19 protein-coding genes are annotated in these 18,760 nt (G+C 66.7%); 9 read left to right on the top strand and 10 right to left on the bottom strand.

Translation table 11 applies throughout. The features are described 5' to 3' along the window. The 5 genes from BSZ14_RS10070 to BSZ14_RS10050 all read right to left on the bottom strand — a co-directional run bounded on the left by BSZ14_RS10070 (window position 1) and on the right by BSZ14_RS10050 (window position 3,670). The gene (locus BSZ14_RS10070; RefSeq protein ID WP_042486651.1) at window positions 1-459 is read right to left on the bottom strand and encodes a hypothetical protein; all 459 of its coding nucleotides are present in this window, start codon (window positions 457-459) and stop codon (window positions 1-3) included. After that, window positions 456-926, bottom strand: a complete 471-nt coding sequence (locus tag BSZ14_RS10065; protein WP_076710809.1) for a hypothetical protein — start codon at window positions 924-926, stop codon at window positions 456-458. Before BSZ14_RS10065 ends, BSZ14_RS10070 begins: the two co-directional genes overlap by 4 nt. A 67-nt stretch (window positions 927-993) precedes the next feature. Beyond that, window positions 994-2,178: a glycosyltransferase gene (locus tag BSZ14_RS10060; RefSeq protein ID WP_076710808.1), complete on the bottom strand. Its 1,185-nt coding sequence runs from the start codon at window positions 2,176-2,178 to the stop codon at window positions 994-996. A gap of 11 nt (window positions 2,179-2,189) precedes the next feature. After that, window positions 2,190-2,717: a DUF2141 domain-containing protein gene (locus BSZ14_RS10055; protein WP_076710807.1), complete on the bottom strand. Its 528-nt coding sequence runs from the start codon at window positions 2,715-2,717 to the stop codon at window positions 2,190-2,192. Continuing rightward, a complete protein-coding gene (locus tag BSZ14_RS10050) occupies window positions 2,714-3,670 on the bottom strand; it encodes a hypothetical protein (protein WP_042486660.1) in 957 nt (318 codons plus the stop codon). Before BSZ14_RS10050 ends, BSZ14_RS10055 begins: the two co-directional genes overlap by 4 nt. Window positions 3,671-3,883: 213 nt before the next feature. Here BSZ14_RS10050 and BSZ14_RS10045 point away from each other — a divergent pair, with 213 nt between their 5' ends. Then, the gene (locus BSZ14_RS10045) at window positions 3,884-5,005 is read left to right on the top strand and encodes a glycosyltransferase (RefSeq protein ID WP_076710806.1); all 1,122 of its coding nucleotides are present in this window, start codon (window positions 3,884-3,886) and stop codon (window positions 5,003-5,005) included. A gap of 267 nt (window positions 5,006-5,272) precedes the next feature. Here BSZ14_RS10045 and BSZ14_RS10040 read toward each other — a convergent pair whose 3' ends face one another. The 5 genes from BSZ14_RS10040 to pyrE form a co-directional block, all read right to left on the bottom strand. After that, window positions 5,273-6,355 carry an AI-2E family transporter gene (locus BSZ14_RS10040; protein ID WP_076710805.1) on the bottom strand — a complete coding sequence of 361 codons (1,083 nt, stop codon included), beginning with the start codon at window positions 6,353-6,355 and terminating at the stop codon, window positions 5,273-5,275. Beyond that, window positions 6,352-7,341, bottom strand: coding sequence for a signal peptidase I (lepB, locus tag BSZ14_RS10035; RefSeq protein WP_083748195.1), 990 nt, complete (start codon window positions 7,339-7,341; stop codon window positions 6,352-6,354). The genes BSZ14_RS10040 and lepB overlap by 4 nt, the downstream gene beginning before the upstream one ends. Beyond that, complete coding sequence (acpS, locus tag BSZ14_RS10030; RefSeq protein ID WP_076710804.1) at window positions 7,338-7,748, bottom strand: holo-ACP synthase; 411 nt, start codon at window positions 7,746-7,748, stop codon at window positions 7,338-7,340. The genes lepB and acpS overlap by 4 nt, the downstream gene beginning before the upstream one ends. Window positions 7,749-7,941: 193 nt before the next feature. Continuing rightward, window positions 7,942-8,670 (bottom strand): pyridoxine 5'-phosphate synthase, encoded by a 729-nt coding sequence (locus BSZ14_RS10025; protein ID WP_076710803.1) that lies wholly within the window; start codon window positions 8,668-8,670, stop codon window positions 7,942-7,944. After that, the gene (pyrE, locus tag BSZ14_RS10020; protein ID WP_076710802.1) at window positions 8,667-9,251 is read right to left on the bottom strand and encodes an orotate phosphoribosyltransferase; all 585 of its coding nucleotides are present in this window, start codon (window positions 9,249-9,251) and stop codon (window positions 8,667-8,669) included. Before pyrE ends, BSZ14_RS10025 begins: the two co-directional genes overlap by 4 nt. Before the next feature lie 239 nt (window positions 9,252-9,490). On the opposite strand from pyrE, the gene coxB reads away from it, so the two are divergent. The 8 genes from coxB to BSZ14_RS09985 all read left to right on the top strand — a co-directional run bounded on the left by coxB (window position 9,491) and on the right by BSZ14_RS09985 (window position 18,747). Further along, window positions 9,491-10,678, top strand: coding sequence for a cytochrome c oxidase subunit II (coxB, locus tag BSZ14_RS10015; protein WP_445190540.1), 1,188 nt, complete (start codon window positions 9,491-9,493; stop codon window positions 10,676-10,678). 3 nt (window positions 10,679-10,681) lie between these two features. Further along, entirely contained in the window at window positions 10,682-12,355 is a 1,674-nt protein-coding gene (ctaD, locus tag BSZ14_RS10010) for a cytochrome c oxidase subunit I (RefSeq protein ID WP_076710800.1), read from the top strand. A gap of 233 nt (window positions 12,356-12,588) precedes the next feature. Continuing rightward, a complete protein-coding gene (locus BSZ14_RS10005) occupies window positions 12,589-14,298 on the top strand; it encodes a DUF1800 domain-containing protein (RefSeq protein WP_241823712.1) in 1,710 nt (569 codons plus the stop codon). 5 nt (window positions 14,299-14,303) lie between these two features. Continuing rightward, window positions 14,304-15,686: a DUF1501 domain-containing protein gene (locus tag BSZ14_RS10000; RefSeq protein WP_076710799.1), complete on the top strand. Its 1,383-nt coding sequence runs from the start codon at window positions 14,304-14,306 to the stop codon at window positions 15,684-15,686. 161 nt (window positions 15,687-15,847) lie between these two features. Beyond that, window positions 15,848-16,912 carry an NAD(P)-dependent alcohol dehydrogenase gene (locus tag BSZ14_RS09995; RefSeq protein ID WP_076710798.1) on the top strand — a complete coding sequence of 355 codons (1,065 nt, stop codon included), beginning with the start codon at window positions 15,848-15,850 and terminating at the stop codon, window positions 16,910-16,912. A gap of 265 nt (window positions 16,913-17,177) precedes the next feature. Continuing rightward, complete coding sequence (locus BSZ14_RS09990) at window positions 17,178-18,077, top strand: heme o synthase (RefSeq protein WP_076710797.1); 900 nt, start codon at window positions 17,178-17,180, stop codon at window positions 18,075-18,077. Continuing rightward, window positions 18,074-18,208 carry a hypothetical protein gene (locus BSZ14_RS20185; RefSeq protein ID WP_257575300.1) on the top strand — a complete coding sequence of 45 codons (135 nt, stop codon included), beginning with the start codon at window positions 18,074-18,076 and terminating at the stop codon, window positions 18,206-18,208. The genes BSZ14_RS09990 and BSZ14_RS20185 overlap by 4 nt, the downstream gene beginning before the upstream one ends. Then, window positions 18,208-18,747 (top strand): cytochrome c oxidase assembly protein, encoded by a 540-nt coding sequence (locus tag BSZ14_RS09985; protein WP_076710796.1) that lies wholly within the window; start codon window positions 18,208-18,210, stop codon window positions 18,745-18,747. The genes BSZ14_RS20185 and BSZ14_RS09985 overlap by 1 nt, the downstream gene beginning before the upstream one ends. The last annotated feature ends 13 nt before the right edge of the window (window positions 18,748-18,760 follow it).

The following is an 18,760-nucleotide window of genomic DNA, read 5'->3' as shown; positions in this document are numbered from 1 at the left end:
TCAGCGCGCGGCCAGCGTATGGAGGTAGCGATGCCGCGCCTCCGACCCGCGCGGATATTGGCGGAGGGCCTTTTCCTCGCTCGTGGTCAGCATGAACTTGCGATAGCCCTTGCCCGTCAGGCACTGTTCGACATCGCCGACCTGGATCGCCTGAAGCATTTGCTTTTGCCGATCCGGTTGCGTGCGGCGAACAGAGAACATCCAGTCATCGCCAGCGTCGGCGGGGCTGGGAAAATTCATCAGGCGATCCGCCGTCTCGAACCCCCGGATGAAGCGCTTGGCCGGTTCGTCCTGCGCTACGTCGCGGAAGTAACCGATCTTGGCGCATTCCACCGAATCGGCACGATACTGGTCATAGTGGATGCCTGGCTTGCCCCAGCTTGCCACCCGATCGCGCGAGGCCGCCGACGCCGTGGCGGAACAGGCCAGCAGGGCCAGCGCAACCACCGCCCGCGTCACGACGCAGCCTCCGTACGCGCCGCCAGTTGATGCAGATACCGATGCCGCGCCTCTGACCCGGCCGGATAACGCTTCAACGTCCTCACTTCACCGCGCGAGAGCTGGAAGCGGGAATAGCCCTTGTCCGCCAGGCAACGCTCGACATCACCGACTTGGATCGCATGAAGTCGGCGTTTCTGCCGGTCGGGCTGGGTCCGCAGAATCGAATTGATCCAGTCGCTGGCACCGCCGCCGCCGTTCAGGTTGTTGTCTGCCGCCGTGAAGCCCGTGATGAACCGCTTCGCCGGATCGTCCTGCGAGACGTCACGGAAATAGCCGATCTTCGCGCACTCGACCGAATCGGTGCGATACTGGTCGAAGGTGACGCCGGGCTTACCCCAGCTTTCAATCGGGGGACGGTCGGCCGCCCGTGCCGCGCCCGAGGACGCCAGCATGATGCCCATCACGACTGCGAAGCCACGACTCATCGACCGTCTCCCATGACATTTTGTCATGATGACAGACTCGCGAGGGCTGCGAAAGCTCCGTTCCGGCTTAGGCGACGGCCTGCAACTGAGTGCCCTGGTCGAGCAATTGCTGATAGCGCGCGATCAGCGCCTCGGCATGGTCGCGGTCGCTGAACACCTTGCCCGCCGCTACGCGCGCGGCATTGCGCAGCACGCGCTGGTCGCGCGACAGCAGCCGCTCGATCGCCTCGGCACAGGCCGCCCCGTCGCGCGCGCGGAAGGTCTCGGCGAATAGCGGGTTCGCCACTTCGGCACAGCCGCCATAGTCCGGCACCACCAGCGGCAGGCCGGAGGCCAGCGCTTCGGACGCCACCAGTCCGAACGTCTCCGTCTCGCAGCCATGGACCAGCGCGTCGCAGCTGGCCATGATCCGGGCGAGGCGCGGGCGGTCATAGACCGGGCGGAACAGGCGGATGTGCGGGCTGCCCGCGATCCGCTTCTCCAGCGTGCGGCTGGCGACGCCGCCGCCGATCAGGATCAGGCCGACCGGCCGGGTCGAGGCCACCCGCTCGACCGCGTCGATGACCATCGGCCAGCGCTTTTCGGGATGATGCCGCCCCAGCCCCAGCAGCAGATGCGCGCCCTCCGGCAGCGCGCACTGCGCCAGCAGCGCGGTGCGCAACCGTTCGTCGCGGTGGTCGGGCGAGAAGAAATGCCGCTCGATACCCAGCGGAATCCCCTCGTCCACCCGCACCCCGCGCTTGCCCAGGCGCTTCACCAGCGCCGGGCCGTTGGACAGCACCAGGTCGTAATGGTCGAGGAAGCGGTTCATGTAGCGGCTGTACCAGCTGAACCAGTCCTCCACCCGCTCCTGCGCGACGAGGCCGTCGAGCCAGCGGACCGGATAGGTGCCGACATTGTCGTTGTGCATGAAGAAGACCTTCTTCGCGCGCCCCTGCCACCCGGCGACGAACCAGGCGGGCTTGGCGGGCGAGGAAACCTCGACGATGTCGGGGTCCAGCTCGTCGAGCAGGCGGCAGACCGGCGCGGAGTCCCAGAACATGCCGTAATTGGTGTCCAGGATCAGGCGCGGCGCCTTGATATAGATGATCTTGCCGCCGCCGGGGCGCTCCTCGACCACGTCCTCGGTGCCGGGCGCGAGCACGATCAGCTCATGGCCCATCTCGGCCAGGATCGACATCTTGCGGTCGATATAGGTCCGCACGCCCCCGCCGGTGGGGGAGTAGAATTCGTTGACGTCGACGATGCGCATCGTCCGTTCCCTCAATCCACCGGGCCGAAACCGCCCAGCCCCCGCAGATATTGGGCTCGGATGGTCGTCGTTGCCACCCCATTGGGCACATCGATCAGCGCGGAGGCGAGCGGCGGCTTGCGGCGGCCGAGCTTGGTATTGGCCGGGAAGCCCGCGCCGTCGCTCCAGAAATTGAACTTGTTCTTGCCGTCGCGGTCATGGGTGAAGAGCAGCGCATAGCGGCCGGGATGCGGCACGCGGATGCACATCGCGATCGGCCCGCCGCCCGCCGGAGTCGGCACCTGGACACGGCGGAAGGTCTTGCCCGCGCGAACCAGCACGCCGTCGTCCTGCAGGAAATCCTCCTCGTTCGCCGGATAGAGTTCTAGCTTGAGGTTGCCCTTGCGGTCCTTCAGTCCCTCGATCCGCGCCAGGATGGCGGGACCGCCGCCATTGGTGCAGGCCGCCGCATCGCTGCCCAGCACCTGCGCACCCGCCACCTGCGGCACGGCCGCCACGGTCACCACAGCGACCACCATCATCTTCATCACGCGAATCATGCGCGCACCTTCCGAACCAATGCCGTCAGACCGAACCCTGCGATCAGCACGACATGGACCAGCAGGGTCAGTGCCGCGGTGAACGCGATCAGCTCACTCAATTCCTGATCCTGCCCGATCAACAGGATCGCAAAATTGGCAAAAAGAAGGTCCTTGTTGGGCACCAGCGGCAGGCGCGAGACGAGCAGCCGCGCCGCCGACAGGAACAGCCACATGCCCAGCGACACGCTGGGCATCCCGTAATGCCACGCCAGCGCGACGAGCAGCGAGTTGGCGATCAGGCGGATGCAGTGGACCATGAAGACCCACCAGAGGGTCTTGCGATCGAGCGAGAAGACCCGCCGCGAAAAGATCAGGAAAGGCAGCGAGGTCGCCATGACGATCGCGATCGATCCCCAGACCAGCCGCAGCTGTTCCGGCGTCAGCAGCTCGCGACCGACCGGCAGGGCCAGCCCGATCATCAGCAGCGTGATGGCATTGCCCGCAATGGCCGACAGGATGCCGACGTCCTTGACCGCGCCGAAGGGGGCGGCGACCATCTTCGCATTGGCGCGCGCCCAGGCGTAGAAATAGGCCTCACCCGAATAGCTGAACGCCACTTCGTTCGCGATCCGCTTGCGGATCAGCGCGGCCATGCCGCTGATCGGGATGCCCCACAGCCGCCGGAAGATGATATAGTCGCCGATCGGCAGCGCCATGTAGAGGCCGACAAAGACGATGTAGAAGAGCGGATTGGTCGGCACCGAATGGCTGAGGCCGACCAGACCGCGCCCGAGCAGTTCATGCCCCAACCCGACGATCATGGCGAGCGTCAGCACGCCGCCGATAATGGCGGGCCAGCGGTTCTTGACCGTCTTCAACGGCTCCAGCGCGGCCATGTCGCGCGCCACCGGGCCGCTCTCGCCGCCCGCTCCGGGGGCCAGGCCGCCAGGCAGGGCCTGTTGCGGGGTCATGGGATCATCTCGTTCATTCTGCACGTTATGGAGATTCCTCGGCGGCGTTCGCCGGTGGCGCCCGCTAACCTCAACACTGCTTTCTCGCACCTGAATAAGAATTCATCCTCTGTCGCGCGATTGTGTCCACCTTAGGGCTGAAACTGACATAATTCAGCGACAAGCGGCGATTAGCGCTCCGATTATCGACCCGCCCCATGTCCCCCGGAGCCTATGCCCGCCGATCATATCCTGACCTATGCCCTGGCGATGCGCGGCGGCGTGGAAGCGGCACTGGGCCGGATGCTGCCCGGCTGGCTGAACCGGGGCCGGCGCGTCACGCTGATCCTGGGCGACGAGGCCGGCCAGTTCCAGGGCGGCGTGCCGATGGGCGTCGAGACGGTGACGCTGGGGCACCAACGCTATGGCGGGCTGTGCCGTGCATTGCCTTCGGCGATCGAGCGGGTGCGGCCCGATATCGTCTTCTGTCCGGGCAATCACTATACCGCCATGGCCGCCTGGACACGCGCGCGGCTGGCCGGGGCCTGTCCGCCGATCGTCGCGAAAATGTCCAACGCGGTCGATCGCGGCGACCAGCCATTGCCGATCGCCTGGGGCCAGCGGCAATGGCTGGCGGGACACCGGCTGTTCCTGGACGCGCTGGTCGCGATGACCCCGGCGACCGCGCGGGAAGCGCAGGGCGCCACCGGGCTGTCGGTCGCGGTCATCCCCAATCCGCCGACGCTGCTCGACCCCAAGGCCGCTCCACACGTCACGGCGCCGGGCCGTCGCATCCTGGGCGTCGGGCGGCTGGAGCCACAGAAGCGCTGGGACCGGCTGATCACCGCGATGACCCATCTGCCCGAGGATGTCGGCCTGACGATATTGGGCGAGGGCAGCCTGCGCCCGGCTCTCACCGCGCAAATCGAGATACTGGGCCTGTCGCACCGGGTATCGCTGCCCGGCCACAGCGCCCATGCGCCCGCCGCGATGGCGGCGGCGCAGGTGGTGGCGCTGCCCTCCGACTATGAAGGCGTGCCCGGCGTGCTGCGCGAGGCGCTGGCGGTCGGGACGCCGGTGGTCGCGACCGATTCGAGTCCGGCGGTGCATGAGATCGTCTCCCATCCCTCGCTGGGCACGATCGTCCCGCGCGAGGATTTGGGGGCGCTGGTCGCGGCGCTTCGCCACTGGCTCGACCCGGTGGTGCCGCGCCCCGAACCCGTGCCGCAACCGGGGCAGGATTCGGCCGAGCGTTATCTGGCGCTGTTCGATTCGATCGTCGCGGCACGAGGCCGCCGGGCACCCCGTGAGACAGGGGCCGAGACGGGGCCGCTCGAACCCGCGCTGGTCGGGTAGAGTGGCGCGGGCTTACCAGGCCGATCGTCATTCATTCCATTCCTCCCCTGCAAGGGGAGGTGGCAGGCCGAAGGCCTGACGGAGGGGTGTCCCGCTGAAAGAGGTGGTCAACGATCGCCGCCGGTGACACCCCTCCCCTTGCAGGGGAGGAGTAAGGACGATCCGCTCCGAATGTCGACCGGTCTTGGAGTTGAAAGCGATCAGCATTGCACGGTTTTAGCCCCTCCCCTGAAGGGGAGGGGTGAGCAGAGTTGATCGTTTTCGACTCTAAATATCGACCTCGGCGCGGGCGGTCTCGCCGTCCTGCTCGGCCTCGCGTTCCGACCGGCGCTGGAGCGCGGACTTGGCCATGGCGGTCATCGGATCGGCCAGCGCCAGCCCGAGGATACCGAACAGCGCGCTCGCCATGATCTGGGTCGACAGGGTCAGCGCGGGCGGCAGGTCGACGGTGCGCTTGGCGACCATCGGCACCACGACATAACCGTCGAAGGTCTGCACGATCAGATAGGTGCCGATCGCCCAGAAACCCGTGTCCTGCCCCGCCGAAAAGCCGACCGCGATCATCAGCGCGCCGGTGATGATCGCCCCGATATTGGGGATGAAGGCCAGGATGCCCGCGATGATCCCCAGCAGCAGCGCCATCGGCACGCCGCCGATCATCAGCGCGATGCCGGTCAGCACCCCCTCCACCGCCATGCCCAGCAGGCGCCCGGCGAGCAGGCGGCGCAGCGTGGACATGACGCGCCCTTGCGTGATCGCGAATTCGGCGCGGGCGGCACGCGGCACGAACCATTGCAGGCCGCGTGCATAGCCTTCGGGGTCCATCGCCAGGAACAGGCCGATGATCAGGATCATGAACATCGTCGTGACCGCGCCCACCGCCGTCCCGACCCAGGAGGTCAGCTTGCCGATCGACCCCACCGACTGTTTGAGCAGGCCGTTGATGTCCGACGTCTTGGGCATCATGCCCTGCTCGGCCAACCAGCCGGTCACGCGGCCCGCCTGCGTCTCCAGCGTGGAGCGAAGCTGCGTCACCTGCTGCGTCACCTCGACGCCGGTCAGGAAGAAGGTGCCGAGCAGGAATATGGTCACCGCCAGCACGACGATCAGCAGCCGCCAGCCGCGCCCGATGGGCAGCACCCGGCCGAGCAGCCGCACCCCGCCATCGAGCAGCGTGGCGAAGACCAGCCCGGCAAAGATCACCAGCAGCGGCTGGACCAGCAGCACCGTCACCGCCATCGCGGCGATCAGCCCCAGCCAGATCGCCGCGCGCGTCAGCTCCCGCCGGACAAAGCCCTCCCGGAACTCGATCGGGGCCGGGCGGTCGGTCAGCGGGGCCTGGTCGCTCATTGCGGGGTGCCGTCGCCGGTCTTCACGGTGGTCGGGTGCAGCGACAGGCCCGCCCGGCCCGACCGCAGCGAGGTCCACCAGGTGACCGGGTTGAGCGTCGTATCGCCGTCCAGGCTGAAGGTCACGAACTCGGCCCGGCCGCCGATATTCTCATAGGGAACCGCCCCGCCCAACCCCAGTTCGGCCAGCGAGAAGCGGCTGTCGGCCGAACGGTCGCGATTGTCGCCCATCAGGAAGACGTGATCGGCCGGGATGGTGATCGCCGGGTAATTGTCGCCTGGGCTCCACCCCATTTCGACGGTGTCGTAACGGCGGCCATTGGGCAGCGTCTCGGTCACGATCGGCAGGTGGCAGACCCATTGGCCGTTCGCGGTACGGACACGCGCCTGGTCGCCATAGTCGGTGCACGGGCTGTTCGTGTCGATGGGGATGTCGATATAGTGGAGCGGACCGCGCTGCACCGGCTTGCCGTTCAGGATCACCGTGCCGTCGCGCACCGCCAGCGTATCGCCGGGCAGGCCGATCACCCGCTTGATATAGTCGTTATGCGTGCCCGGCGGCGTCACGATCACGACGTCGCCGCGCCTGGGCAGCGAGCCGAAGACCCGGCCATGGATGAAGGGCAGCTGATAGCTCCAGCTCGCCTCGGGCTGGCGCAGCACCACCGACTTGAAGATCGCGACCGGGTTGGGGATGGTCGGCGAGATATAGGACCAGCCATAGGCGAACTTGCTGACGACCAGCCGGTCACCGACGCGCAGACCCGGCAGCATCGATTCGGACGGGATGTAGAAGGGCTTGGCGATGAAGCTGTGGAAGCCCAGCACGATCAGCAGCAGCCAGAACAGCCCCTTGACCTCGGCCCACCAGTCGGTGCCCTTTTTCTTGGCCGGCACCTGGGGCGGTGGTGGTGCGCCCACCGTCGGGTCGCCCCCCGGCTGATGGGTCGGCGAGCCTGGGTTCGTGTCCAACACCGCGTCCTTCATGCGGAAACTTCCGGTCGTGCCTCGATCACGACAAAGGCCTGCGCCCAGGGGTGATCGTCGGTCATGGTCAAGTGGATATGGGCGACGTGGCCCGCCGGGGTCATCGCGTCAAGCCGTTCGCGCGCGCCGCCGGTCAAAGACAGGGTTGGCGCGCCGCCGGGCAGATTGACGACACCGATGTCGCGCATGAACACGCCCCGCGAGAAACCCGTGCCGACCGCCTTGGAAAAGGCCTCCTTGGCGGCGAAGCGCTTGGCGTAGGTGCCCGCACGGGTGAAGGGGCGTTTGGCGGCCTTGGCCTGCTCGACCTCGGTGAAACAGCGCGCCTCGAACCGGCCGCCATGCCGGTCGAGCGCGGTCTGGATGCGCTCGATATTGCAGAGGTCGGAGCCGAGACCGATGATCACGCCATCCTCCCCGGCACGGGGAGGGGGACCATCGCGGAGCGATGGTGGAGGGGGTTCTCCACCACGCGAGTCGTTTGGGGCACCCCCCCTCCACCAGCCTGCGGTGTGAGAGCGAGATTGTGCCCCCGGCACAATCTTGGCTTGCCGGGGGCAAGCCAAAGCTCCCACACCCCCTCCCCGTGCCGGGGAGGATTCACCGAGCGATATCCATCGCGGTGCGCATCTTGCGTACGACTTCGGGCAGGCCGACGAACACCGCATCCGCGATCAGGAAATGGCCGATGTTCAGCTCGCGCACCTGCGGGATGGCCGCAATCGGTGCGACATTGTCGTAGGTCAGGCCGTGGCCCGCATGAACCTCGATCCCGTTCTTCGCCGCCAGCGCCGCCGCGTCCGACAGACGACGCAGTTCCTCGGTGCGTTCGGGGCCGTCCAGCTCGGCATAGCGGCCGGTGTGAAGCTCGACGACAGGGACACCCAGATGCAGCGCCGCCTCGATCTGGCGGGGATCGGGTTCGATGAACAGCGAGACGCGGATGCCCGCCTCGCCCAGCTTCGCGACCATGGGCGCCAGCCACTCGCGCTGCCCGGCGGCGTCCAGCCCGCCCTCGGTCGTCCGCTCCTCGCGCTTTTCGGGCACGATGCACGCGGCGTGGGGGCAGTGCTTCAGCGCGATCGCGAGCATTTCCTCGGTCGCGGCCATCTCCAGGTTGAGCGGCACGGTCAGTTCCGCCGACAGCCGCGCGATGTCGTCGTCGGTGATGTGGCGCCGGTCCTCGCGCAGATGCGCGGTGATGCCGTCCGCGCCTGCCTCTGCCGCGACCAGCGCCGCCTTCACCGGATCGGGATAGCCCGCCCCGCGCGCATTCCGCACGGTCGCGACATGGTCGATATTGACGCCCAGGCGCAGATGCTCGGTCATGCCGCCGCGCGGCTCCCCGGCTTGATCGCAGGGATTGCGGCCAGTTCGGGCGGCAGGGCGTCGGGGCTGTAGCTCGGCACGTCGAGCCGGATCAGCGGGAAGAAGGGCACGCCCAGATCGGCCGCGCCGTTGGAGCGATCGACCAGCGAGGCCGCCGCGATCGTCTCGCCCCCCTCGCGCGCGATGGCGGCGATCGCCTCGCGGCTGGACAGGCCGGTCGTGACCACGTCTTCCATCATCAGCACCTTCTGCCCCTGCTCCAGCCGGAAGCCGCGACGCAGGTGGAAGGTTCCCTCGGGCCGCTCCAGGAACATGCCCGGCACGCCCAGCGCGCGCGCCATTTCATGGCCGACGATCACGCCGCCCATGGCGGGGGCGACGACGGCGCTGACCTGCGCCCTGATGTCCGCCGGAATCTTCGCGGCCACCGCCTCGCACAGCCGGGCGGCGCGGGCCGGGTCCATCAGGACGCGCGCGCATTGCAGGTAGCGCGGGCTGCGCAGCCCCGAAGAGAGGATGAAATGCCCTTCGAGCAGCGCCTCGGCGGCACGGAACTCGGCAAGGACGTCTTCATCGGTCATGGGGCAACTCCGGCATCGGTCAGATGACCCGGCCTCATAGGATCGCCCCGCCCCCCGCGCAATCTGGCATGTGACGCTGTAGGGTTGAGGGGGCGAAGTCCCGTGCTATAGTCCCCCTAACAAAAACGACATGAGGCCCCGTCAAAGCTCGTCGGACGACCGATGGACAGGCGAGGGAGATGGGAGACGAGAGCGGGATGAGCGAGGTCAAGCGCATGTCCGGACCCCGGAGGATGAGGATGCCCAAACGCATGAAGGCGATCGCGATCGCCGCCGGGATGGGATGCGCCGCGCTGTCGGGTGTCGCCTTCGCGACTCCGGCCGCGCGCCCCACGACTCAAACCGCCGCACCCGCACCGCAGGCCGCCGCCGAGGGCGGGGGCGTCTCCAACACCGCGCCGACCAGTGCGGCCGCCCCCGCCACCGCCGCGCCGACCAGCCCGCTGCTGGCGCAGGACGGCGCCCCCGCGACGACGATCGATCCCAATGTCGGCCTGCCGATCGACGGCCGCTTCGGGCTTCAGCCGCAGGTGACGAAGAACGGCGAGTTCGCGCACTGGATGCACAATGACGTGCTGGTGCCGGTCATCACCGTGATCTGCGTGCTCGTCCTGCTGCTGCTCGCCTGGGTCGTGTTCCGCTATCGCCGCGCCGCCAATCCGGTGCCGTCCAAGACCAGCCACAACACGCTGGTCGAGGTGCTGTGGACGCTGGGGCCGGTCGTGATCCTTGTCCTGATCGCCATCCCCTCGATCGGGCTGCTCCAGGCGCAGTTCAAGCCCGCCCCCGCAGGTGCCGTCACGCTGAAGGCGATCGGCAACCAGTGGTACTGGACCTATCAATATCCGGACCATGGCGGGATCGAGATCACCGCCAACATGCTGAAGGAAAAGGATCAGGTGGCCCCCGGTGAGCGCGCGCGCACCGATGCCGACGGTCCCCGCCTGCTGGCGGTGGACAATCGCATCGTCCTGCCCGTCGGCGTGCCGATCCGCCTGATCACCACGTCCAACGACGTCATCCACAGCTGGGCGATCCCGGCCTTCTGGATGAAGCTGGACGCGGTGCCCGGCCGGTTGAACGAGACGAGCTTCACCATCGAGAAGCCGGGTCTCTATTTCGGCCAGTGTTCGGAGCTGTGCGGCGCGCGCCATGGCTTCATGCCGATCGCGGTGCAGGCGGTGCCCCCGGCGCAGTTCGCCGCCTGGGTCGCGGCGAAGGGCGGCAAGATGCCGGGTTCGGTCGCGCCATCGGCGGCGGTCATCCCGCAGCCGGGTGCCGAGGGCTCGAAGGTCGAAGCCAGCCAGGCCCATGCCGCCGAGGCGGTGACGGGTCCGGCCGACAACACGTCCACCCCCGCCCAGTCCCCCACCTCCGCGCAGGGCGCCACCGGGAATCCGGCTGGCCCCGGCAACGCTGGACAATAAGCCATGACCGACACCGCACTTCACCCCGGATCGGCATTTGTCGGTCATGAGGATCACCACCACGCGCATCATGACGCCGATCACAAGCCCGGCTTCTTCGCGCGCTGGTTCCTGTCGACTAACCACAAGGACATCGGCACCCTCTATCTGATCTTCGCGATCGTGGCGGGGATCATCGGCGGCGCGATCTCCGGCCTGATGCGCGCCGAGCTGCGCGAACCGGGCATCCAGTATCTGGGGATCTGGGCCGGGATGCTCCACGGCGGCGCGCAGAGCCTCGACCAGTCGCTGCACCTGTGGAACGTGCTCATCACCGCGCACGGCCTGATCATGGTGTTCTTCATGGTGATGCCCGCGATGATCGGCGGGTTCGGCAACTGGTTCGTGCCGATCATGATCGGCGCGCCCGACATGGCGTTCCCGCGCATGAACAACGTGTCCTTCTGGCTGCTGATCCCGGCCTTCACCCTGCTGCTCGCCTCGCCCTTTTTCGGGTCGGGCGCGGGCGTCGGCTGGACCGCCTATGCCCCGCTATCGACCTTCGGCGAGCCGGGTCCGTCGGTCGACATGGCGATCCTGGCGCTCCATCTGGCGGGTGCGTCGTCGATCCTGGGCGCGATCAACTTCATCACCACCATCTTCAACATGCGCGCGCCGGGCATGACCCTGCACAAGATGCCGCTGTTCGTCTGGTCGGTGCTGGTCACCGCCTTCCTGCTGCTGCTGTCGCTGCCGGTGCTGGCCGCCGCGATCACCATGCTGCTGACCGATCGCAATTTCGGCACGACCTTCTTCGATCCCGCCGGTGGCGGCGACCCGATCCTGTACCAGCATCTGTTCTGGTTCTTCGGCCACCCCGAAGTGTACATCATGATCCTGCCGGGCTTCGGCATCGTCAGCCAGATCATCGCGACCTTCAGCCGCAAGCCGGTCTTCGGCTATCTCGGCATGGCGTACGCCATGGTCGCGATCGGCGTGGTCGGCTTCGTCGTGTGGGCGCACCACATGTTCGCCACCGGCCTGTCGGTGAACACCAAGATGTATTTCACCGCCGCGACGATGATCATCGCGGTGCCGACCGGCATCAAGATCTTCTCGTGGATCGCGACCATGTGGGGCGGATCGCTGACCTTCAAGACGCCGATGGTCTGGGCGATCGGCTTCATCTTCATGTTCACCGTCGGCGGCGTGACCGGCGTCGTGCTCGCGAACGGCGGCATCGACGACTATATGCACGACACCTATTATGTCGTGGCGCACTTCCACTACGTCCTGTCGCTGGGCGCGGTGTTCGCGCTGTTCGCGGGCTTTTACTACTGGTTCCCGAAGATGTCGGGGAAGATGTATAACGAGCTGCTCGGCCAACTGCATTTTTGGGTGTTCTTCATCGGCGTGAACCTGCTGTTCTTCCCGATGCACTTCCTGGGCCTGCAGGGCATGCCGCGTCGCTATCCCGATTACCCGGATGCCTTCGCACTGTGGAACAAGGTCGCGACGCATGGCTATGAGATCATGGCCGCAGGGATGGCGATCTTCTTCATCAACCTGATCTGGTCGCTGATCGCGGGCAAGCCCGCGGGCGACAATCCCTGGGACGAAGGCGCGACGACGCTGGAATGGACGCTGTCCAGCCCGCCGCCCTATCACCAGTTCGAGACGCTGCCGCGCATCGACTGATCGCCCTCCATTCGCTCGATCCGAACGAGGCCCCGAAACAGGATTTCGGGGCCTTTTTCATTGCACTTGTGTCATGATAGGAGCGGATCGGTCGAATAGCCCCGCCGATGCGACGAGCGGCGGAACCTTTCATATTTTATTACCAACATTGGCACCAAATTGCCCCGGTCGCCCAGCGGGGGCGGTTAGCGGGTACATATCCAATGATGGGGCGGGATACAGGTGCGGAGCCGGTGACGGCGGCCGTGCGCGAGGGTGCGGATGCGCCCGGCATCGGCGCGGACGTTCGTCGTTCGCCAGTGACGACCGGCGGCGCGATGCTGCCCCTTCTGGCACTGGCGGCCTGTGGCGGCGGGGGCGGCTCTAGCAGCAGCGTTTCCGGCGGCTCGGCGAGCCCCGCCGGTTCGACCACGCCCGTCGTCGTGGTCAGCGCCTCGCCCACCACGACCGAGGCCAGCCGCTTCCTCGCCCAGGCGACGATGGGCGCGACCCGGACCATGATCGATACGGTCGTCTCGCGCGGCTATGACGGCTGGCTGACCGACCAGTTCGCCCTGCCCCGCGCGATCAGCCATTGGGACTGGATGATCGCGGGCGGCTATGACGCCGCCGCCAACCGCAATTCGCTGGCCGGGCTGGACCCGACGCTCTGGCGGCAGATGATCGTCGAGCCGGATCAGCTGCGCCAGCGGATCGGCATGGCGCTGCTCGACATATTGGTGGTGGGCGTCGACGGCGTGACCGATGCCTGGCGCGCGTTCAGCATGGCGGCCTATGTCGACGTGCTGCTCGACAACGCATTCGGCAATTACCGCGACCTGCTGGGCGCGATCACGACCAATTTTGCGATGGCGAGCTTCCTGACCTTCCTCAACAATCGAAAGGGCAATCCGGCGACCGGCGCGCAGCCCGACGAGAATTATGCGCGCGAGTTGATGCAGCTGTTCACGCTGGGCCTCTACCAGCTCAACATGGACGGCTCGGCCAAGACCAATGGCGGCCAGCCGATCGAAACCTATAATCAGGCCGATGTGTCGGGGCTGGCCCGTGTCTTCACCGGCCTCGCCCCGGCGACCAGCGACAGCAGCACGCCCGCGCGCTACCGGATGCCGCTGGTGATGAATGCCGGGATCAACGAGACCGGCCCGGCGAGCTTCCTGGGCACCACGGTCAGCGGCGGCGGCATGGCGGCGATCAGGAGCGCGCTCGACACGATCTTCGCGCATCCCAATCTGCCGCCCTTCGTCTCGCGCCAGCTGATCCAGCGGCTCGTGACCAGCAACCCCTCCCCCGCCTATATCAACCGCGTCGCCAGCGCCTTCGCCGACAATGGCCAGGGCGTGCGCGGCGACATGAAGGCGGTGATCCGCGCCATCCTGCTCGACAGCGAGGCGCGGACCCTGCCCAGCGCCGCCAATGCGGGCAAGCTGCGCGAGCCGGTGCTGCGACTGACCGGCTGGGCGCGCGCCTTCGGGGCGAGTTCCCCCTCCAACGCCTGGGTGATCGGCGACACCTCCAACGCGACCAGCCGGTTGGGGCAGAGCAAGGGTCGCAGCCCCTCGGTCTTCAACTTCTACCGCCCCGGCTACACCCCGCCCGGCACCAGCCTGGCGAGCGGCGGCCTGGTCGCGCCCGAGTTCCAGATCACCAACGAACAGAGCGTCGTCGGCTATGTGAACTTCATGTACGGCCTGATCGCCAACGGCATCGGCGATGTGAAGGCCGATTACACCGCGATCCAGACATTGGCGGCGGACAGCAAGGCGCTGGTCGACGAGGTCAATCTGGTCCTCGCCGCCGGGCAATTGTCGACCTCGACCTTGACGACGATCCGCGGCGCGGTCGACAGCGTGGCGGCGACCGCCGCGAACGGCCCGATCAACCGGATCGGCATCGCCATCCTGCTGGCCATGGCCTCCCCCGAATATCTGAACCTGCGGTGACGAGCATGATGCACGATCAATCCAGGCGCGCCTTCCTGAAGCGCAGCGCGCTGCTCGGCCTGGCCGGGACCGCCACCCCCTTCGTCTCCAGCCTGGCCGCGATCGGCGAGGCGGCGGCGGCCACCGCGTCGGATTACAAGGCGCTGGTCTGCGTGTTCCTCTATGGCGGCAACGACTATGCCAATACGCTGGTCCCCTATGACGAGACGAGCTTTGCCGCCTATCGCGCGGCGCGCGCCAATATCGGCTATCAGCGCGATGCGCTGGCCGCCAGCGTCCTGAACCCCGCCGTCGCGCTGGCCGGTGGACGCAGCTATGCGCTGTCGCCCGCCATGCCCGAAATGGGCCAGTTGTTTGCGGCGGGCAAGATGGCGGTGGCGCTGAACGTCGGCACGCTGGTCGAGCCGACGACCAAGACGCAGTATAGCAGCCGCACCGTCCGGCTGCCGCCCAAGCTGTTCAGCCATAACGACCAGCAAAGCTTCTTCCAAGCATCCAGCCCCGAAGGCGCCACCAGCGGCTGGGGCGGGCGGATCGGCGACGTGTTCCAGAACGGCAACGGCGCGGCCGCGCTGACCTGCATCAACACCAGCGGCAACGCCGTCTATCTGACCGGGTGGACCGCGATCCAATATGCGGTGGGCACCGGCGGCCCGGTCGCGCTGCTCAACAACAGCCGCACGCTTTACGGCTCGTCCTCGGCGCTCGACACGCTGCGCAGCCTGATGACCACCGAATCGAGCTTTGCGATGGCGAGCGAACATGCCCGCATCTCCAAGCGCGCCTTCGACGTACAGGCGCAGTTGAGCAGCGCGCTGGCGGGTGCTCCGGCGAGCAATTTCTCGCTCTTTCCCTCGAACAACAATCTGGCCGACCAGCTGAAGATGGTCGCGCGGATGATTGCAGTCAGCCAGACGTTGGGGCTGAAGCGGCAGGTCTTCTTCGTGTCGATGGGCGGGTTCGACCTGCACGACAACCTGGTCGCGCAGCATCCCGGCCTGTTGTCCAAGGTGTCGGCGGCGATGAAGGCCTTTTACGACACCACCCATGCGCTGGGCGTCGCCAATCAGGTGACCAGCTTCACCGCATCGGACTTCGGCCGCACGCTCCAGTCGAACGATGACGGGTCGGATCATGGCTGGGGCGGGATGCACTTCATCGTCGGCGGCGCGGTGCGCGGGCAGCGTTTCTATGGCAAGGCCCCGATCGTCGGCACCAACACCAATGACGATGTCGGCCAGGGGCGCCTGATTCCCACCATGTCGGTCGACCAATATGCCGCGACGCTCGCCAGCTGGTTCGGGATCGACTCCGGCGGCCTGCGTACCGTGCTGCCCAATATCCGCAACTATGATCCCTCGACCTGGAACCAGGGGTTCATGAGCTGAATTCGAGCCGTGTGACAATATAACATATTGATTTCAGGCAATTCGCCGATCATCTCCAATCGGAAAACTTACGCGTCAGTTTGGCTGGAATGGCTGCCGCCGGGACCCATATGGGCGCCGCGACCAGTTGGTCGCGTCAGAAATTTCCCGAAGGAGCTTCCATGCCCACTCCCGCCAAGGGCTATGCCGCCCAGTCGGCCGAAACGCCGCTCGCCCCCTTCTCGTTCGAGCGTCGCGATCCGCAGGGTGACGATGTCGCGATCGACATCCTCTATTGCGGCGTCTGCCATTCCGACCTGCACACCGCGCGCGGCGAATGGGCAGGCACCCAATATCCGTGCGTGCCGGGGCATGAGATCGTCGGCCGCGTGACCGCTGTCGGCGGCGACGTCACGAAGTACCGGGTCGGCGACCTGGTCGGCGTCGGCTGCATGGTCGACAGCTGCGGCCACTGCCCGTCCTGCCATGACGGCGAGGAGCAATATTGCGAGACGACCGGTTTCGTCGGCACCTATAACGGTCCCGACCCCGTGATGGGCGGCCATACCTTCGGCGGCTATTCCGACCATATCGTGGTCAAGGAAGGCTTCGTCCTGAAGATCAATCATGACGAGGGCGATCTGGCCGCCGTCGCGCCGCTGCTCTGCGCGGGCATCACCACCTATTCGCCGCTGCGTCACTGGAAGGTCGGGCCGGGCCAGAAGGTCGGCATCGTCGGCCTGGGCGGGCTTGGCCATATGGGCGTGAAGATCGCCGCCGCGATGGGCGCCGAGGTCCATGTCTTCTCGACCTCGCCGAACAAGGCCGAGGATGCCAAGCGACTGGGCGCCAAGGGCCTGATCGTGTCGAAGGACGAGGCGCAGATGGCGGAACATGCCAACAGCTTCGACTTCATCCTGAACACGGTCGCCGCGCCGCATAATCTGGACGCGTTCCTGATGCTGCTGAAGCGCGACGGCACGATGACGCTGGTCGGCGTCCCTGATTCGCCGCACCCCTCGCCCTCGGTCGGTGCGCTCGTCTTCCGCCGCCGTTCGCTGGCGGGCTCGCTGATCGGCGGCATCGCCGAGACGCAGGAGATGCTCGACTTCTGTCACCAGCACGGCCTGACCGCCGATATCGAGATGATCGCGATGGACGAGGTCAACACCGCCTATGACCGGATGCAGAAGAGCGACGTTAAGTATCGCTTCGTCATCGACATGGCGACGCTGAAGCAGGGCTGACGCTAGTGCTTTGATCTTGGCACGCCCCTCCCGCAAGCGGGAGGGGATGGGGGAGGGCAGAGTCACGGGCGATAGTCTCGGTGAGACACCTTGCCCTCCCCCCGGCCCCCTCCCGCCTGCGGGAGGGGGTGCGCTTCCGGCGGGCGAGTCCCCCTTCTTCTCCCCTCCCGCCTGCGGGAGGGGGTGCGGTTGGGGCGAGGATGTGGCGCGGCAACAACCGCTTCGATTGCCCCCCCTTCCCACACCGCCTATATGCAGGACCTTCATGTCCAGCATTCCCTCCTCCGTCTTCGTTCCCGCCGACTGGCGCGACTTTCTGGCGCTCACCAAGCCGCGGGTGATGACGCTGGTGGTGTTCACCGGGCTGTGCGGGATGCTGGCAGCTCCGGTCGGTATCGATCCGGTGATCGGCTTCACCGCGATCCTGTGCATCGCGCTGGGCGCGGGCGCGGCGGGGGCGCTGAACCAATGGTATGAGGCCGACCTCGACGCGCTGATGAAGCGCACCGCCAAGCGGCCGCTGCCCGCCGGGCGCATGACGCGCGAGTCGGCATTGCATTTCGGCGTCGGCCTCGCCTGTTTCTCGGTCATCCTGATGGGACTGGCGGTCAATTATGTCGCCGCCGCGATCCTGACCGTCTCGATACTGTTCTATGTGCTGGTCTATACCGTCTGGCTGAAGCGCCGGACGCCGCAGAATATCGTCATCGGCGGCGCGGCGGGCGCGTTTCCGCCGTTGATCGGCTGGGCGGCCGCGACGGGTGAGGTCGCGCTGCTGCCCTTCCTGCTGTTCAGCCTCGTCTTCCTGTGGACGCCGCCGCATTTCTGGGCGCTCGCGCTGTTCGTGAAGACCGATTACGCCAATGCGGGCGTGCCGATGCTGCCTGTGGTCGCAGGCGAGCGGGTGACGCGCGCGCAGATCGGGCTTTACACCATCCCGATGGCCATCGCCGCCGTCGCGCCCTGGCCGCTGGGGCTGACCGGTGCGATCTACGGCGTGATTGCGACGGCAGGCACCGCGCTGTTCGCCGCCTATGCCGCGATCGTCGCCTTCCGGCACACCCAGCCCGAAGACACGATGAAGCCCGAGAAGCGATTGTTCAAATATTCGATTCTCTATCTTTTCCTTCTCTTTGGCGCGCTGGTGGTGGATCGTTGGGCATGACGCCTGACGATTCGAATCGGATTCGCGCCAAGCAGCGTGCCCGCGCCACCGCGATGGCGCTGCTGCTCGGCTTTCTGGTGGTGCTGATCTTCTTCATCACCCTGTCGAAGATCCGGTCGGGCATGCACTGATGCGCCTGACGCGGCAGACCCGGACGGCAGTGTTCGCGGTGTTCGGCGTGGTGTTCATGACCGGCCTCGCCTTTGCCAGCGTGCCGCTCTACCGCATGTTCTGCCAGGTGACGGGCTATCAGGGCACGACCCAGCGCGGCAACCAAGCCCCCGGCAGCGTCCACCGCCAGATCACGGTCAATTTCGACGCCAACGTCTCCTCGCGCCTCGCCTGGACCTTCAAGCCCGAAAATCCGCACGAAACCGTCGATATCGGCGCGCGCGACATGGTGTTCTTCACCGCGACCAACAACGCGAAAGTCCCCGTCACCGGCACCGCAACCTTTAACGTCACCCCCGACCAGGCGGGCCGCTATTTCACCAAGATCCAGTGTTTCTGCTTCACCCAGCAGACGCTCAAACCCGGCGAGACGGCGCGGATGCCGGTGATCTTCTTCATCGACCCGAAGATCCTGAAAGACCCCGACGCGCGCGACATCGAGACCATCACCCTGTCCTACACATTTTACCCGGTGGATTCGGCGAAGAAAGCGGGTTAGCCTGTCCCCAAAA

It is taken from the genome of Sphingomonas sp. Sph1(2015), from assembly GCF_001970915.1.
GTDB lineage: Bacteria > Pseudomonadota > Alphaproteobacteria > Sphingomonadales > Sphingomonadaceae > Sphingomonas > Sphingomonas parapaucimobilis.
This window is presented reverse-complemented; position numbering and strand designations above follow the sequence as displayed.